The organism is Falsiroseomonas sp. RANM36 (genome assembly GCF_056682175.1).
Genome location: NZ_JBWXTD010000003.1, coordinates 3779 through 6604 on the forward strand (window position 1 = coordinate 3779; position 2826 = coordinate 6604).

The following is a 2826-nucleotide window of genomic DNA, read 5'->3' on the forward strand; positions in this document are numbered from 1 at the left end:
GGCGGGGTCTGACGCGCGCGCCGGCCGCCCGCGCGGCCCGGCGGCGCGCCGCCGCGGCCGCGGCGGCGGCGGGGCGGCGCGTGGCGCTGGCCGGCATCTCCTTCGCCGCCGCGCCGGCGCTGCTGGCCGGCCAGGACGGCGCGGCGGAGCTGGTCGTCACGCTCGGCGGCTTCCACGCGATGGAGGCGCGGGCGGTCTTCGCCGCCACCGGCGCGCATCGCGCCCCGGGCGAGGCCGGATGGCGCCGCGGCGCGCCCAATCCCTTCGCCGCCCCGGCCTTCCTGCTGGCGATCGCGCAGGCCATGCCCGATCCGGGCGACCGCTGGCTGCTGCGCCCGGCCGCCGCGCGCCGGCTGCAGGAGAGCCAGGCACCGCTCGACGACCTGGCGCGGGACATGACGCCGGCGGGCCGCGCCGCGCTCGACCTGATCGCGGAGCGCGAGCCGGCAGCCATCCCCGGCCGCCTCGCGGCCCTGCCCGCGCCGGCAAGGGCGGCGCTCGCGGCGCTCGACCCGTCGCGCGTGGCACTCGCCACCTGCACGCTGGCGATCCACGGGCTGGAGGATCCGATCATCCCCTGGACGCAATCGGCGGCACTCGCGGCGGCGCTGCCGCCCCGGCGCGCGGTGCTGGTGCTGGTGCCGGGCTTCGGCCATGTCGAGCCGGCGGCCGTGCCGCCCGCGGGCCAGATGGCGCTGATCCGCGCAATGGGATATCTGCTGTCCTGGCGGGACGGGACCGATCCCTGCGGCGAAATGTAACGCATGCTTGCAATCCCGCCGCATTCCCCACATGACGCGGCGTCCACGAAACGAGCGAGAGGCCCGGGAATGAACCGTCGTGCCGTGATGCTGGGGGCGGCCGCCCTCGGCCTGCCTGCGATCCTCCGCGCCGCTCCCGCCACGGCGCAGGCGCCAGCGGCAGCGCCGCCGCCGGCCACGCCCGGCTTCTTCCGCTTCCGCCTGGGCGAGGCCACCGTCACCACCCTGTTCGACGGCTATTTCCAGCGCCCGCTGGCCGGGCTGATCCGCAACGCCCCGCCCGGCGCGGCCGAGCAGGCGGCGCGGGACGCCTTCCTCGGCACCGATCCGCTGCGAATCCCCTACTCGGTCACCATGCTGCAGGCCGGGGGGCAGACGATCCTGTTCGATGCCGGCACCGGCGGGCAGCTGGCGCCGACCGGCGGCTGGGCGATCGCGAACATGCGCGCCGCGGGCGTCGCGCCCGAGCAGGTGACGCTGGTCGTCCACAGCCATTTCCATCCCGACCACATCTCCGGCCTGACCACGCGCGACAACGCCGTGGTGTTCCCCAATGCCGAGATCGCGGTGCCGGAGGCCGAATGGCGCTTCTGGACCGATGCCGGCAGCGTCTCCCGCCTGCCGGAGGGGATGCGCGGCATCGCCGCGGCGGTGGAGCGGCGCTTCGGCCCCTATCGCGCGCGGCTGCGCCAGTTCGGCGACGGCGCGGAGATCGCGCCGGGCGTGCGCGCCATCCTCGCCGCCGGCCACACGCCGGGCCACAGCGTGTTCGAGGTGACCTCGGGCGCGGCCGGGCTGCTGGTGCTGGGCGACACCACGAACCGCCCCGAACTCTTCGCCCGCAACCCCGGCTGGCACGCGATCTTCGACATGGACCCGCAGGCCGCCGAGGCGCAGCGCCGCCGCCTGCTGGACCGCGCCGCATCGGACCGGATCTGGGTGACCGGCTACCACTTCCCCTTCCCCATCGCCGGCCGCATCGCCCGCGATGGCGACGGCTTCCAATACGTCCGCGCCGACTGGATCGACGGCGCGTGAACCCCCAGGGAGAGCATCGAGACATGACCGAGATCACACGACGCGCCGCGCTTGCCGCCGGCGCGGGGCTGGCGGCCGCGCCGCGGCGGGGCGGCGCCACGCCCGCCGCCGCCCAGGCCGGCGGCCCGGCCTTCCACCGCGTCGCGGTCGGCGGGCTCGAGGCCTTCGTCGTCACCGACGGCAGCGCCGTGCGTCCGGACGCGACGCAGGGCTTCGTCACCAACGCCACGCCGGCGCAGGTGGCCGCCGCGATGCAGGCCGCCGGCATGCCCGGCACGGCCCTGAACAACCCGTTCAACGTCACCGTGGTGAAGACGCCGCGCGGGCTGGTGATGCTGGATGTCGGCCGCGGCATCCAGGCCAGCCAGCTGCTGGCCAACATGCGCGCCGCGGGGCTCGATCCGGCGCAGGTGATCCTGATCGCGCACACGCATTTCCACGGCGACCATATCGGCGGCCTGACCGATGCGGCCGGCCAGGCGGTGTTCCCGAATGTCCCGGTGATGGTGCCGGAGCGCGAATGGGCCTTCTGGAACGATGCCGGCGAGGAGAGCCGCGCGAGCGAGGGTCGCCGCCCGGGCTTCGCGAATGTGCGCGCCAAGTTCGCGCCCTATCGCGAGCGCGTCACCACCTTCCGCCCCGGCGCCGCCATCGCGCCCGGCATCACGTCCATCGGCACGGAAGGCCATTCACCCGGCCATGTCTCCTTCCTGGTGGCGGACGGGTCGGCGCAGCTGCTGGTGATCGGCGACGTGGTGAACGCGCCGGCCTTCTTCATGGTGAACCCGGAGTGGGTGCCGGTGTTCGACATGGACCCGCCGATGGCCGTGGAGGCGCGCACGCGCCGGCTCGACCGCGCCGCGACGGAGCGGCTGCAGGTGGTGGGCTACCACTTCCCGATGCCCGCGCCCGGCCGCGTGGAGCGCGCCGGCACGGGCTACCGGCTGGTGCCGGCGAACGCGTGAGGCGCCGCGCCTACCGGCGCAACGCTTCCTCGTTCACGCAGACGCCGGGCGGCAGGGGCCGC

3 protein-coding genes are annotated in these 2826 nt (G+C 75.7%); all 3 read left to right on the top strand.

The window, feature by feature from the left end; translation table 11 throughout:
• A partial coding sequence (locus tag AC1MIR_RS04920) for a hypothetical protein (RefSeq protein WP_480027071.1) occupies positions 1-761 on the top strand: 761 nt, incomplete at its 5' end.
• 69 nt (positions 762-830) lie between these two features.
• Positions 831-1799 (top strand): MBL fold metallo-hydrolase, encoded by a 969-nt coding sequence (locus AC1MIR_RS04925; protein ID WP_480027072.1) that lies wholly within the window; start codon positions 831-833, stop codon positions 1797-1799.
• Between the two features lie 23 nt (positions 1800-1822).
• The gene (locus tag AC1MIR_RS04930) at positions 1823-2764 is read left to right on the top strand and encodes an MBL fold metallo-hydrolase (protein ID WP_480027073.1); all 942 of its coding nucleotides are present in this window, start codon (positions 1823-1825) and stop codon (positions 2762-2764) included.
• The last annotated feature ends 62 nt before the right edge of the window (positions 2765-2826 follow it).